The sequence below is a fragment of the Shewanella sp. AS16 genome (assembly GCF_021412365.1).
GTDB classification, from domain to species: Bacteria; Pseudomonadota; Gammaproteobacteria; order Enterobacterales; family Shewanellaceae; genus Shewanella; species Shewanella salipaludis.
In genome coordinates this window covers 1-279 of sequence record NZ_JAKCLK010000471.1, presented here as the reverse complement: position 1 = coordinate 279, position 279 = coordinate 1, and the positions used below count along the sequence as shown (strand labels likewise).

General features: G+C 47.7%; 1 pseudogene. It reads right to left on the bottom strand.

The annotated features are described in order from the left end of the window. Positions 1-279, bottom strand: a pseudogene (locus tag LZP73_RS21145) (MFS transporter); the annotation flags it as partial.

The window sequence follows — 279 nt, the reverse complement described above, 5'->3', positions numbered from 1 at the left end:
AACGCCTGATACCCAAATCCTACCTGTAACATCAATGGCATAAGGAACGGTACACAGCCGGTCCCCAGACGGGTTGCAATATTGCCTACGATACCGATCGAGAAAGTGCGGGTTTTAAATAAATCTAATGAAATTAATGGGTTTGGCGTGCGTCGCGCATGGAGAATATAGAGAAGCAGTAACCCGATGCTGGTGACAATTACCGTCAAGGCAATCCAGCTGGCGACAATCTTTTCCCCGAATAGCTCTATTCCGCTTGAGAAGAGAACAAGGCTGAGG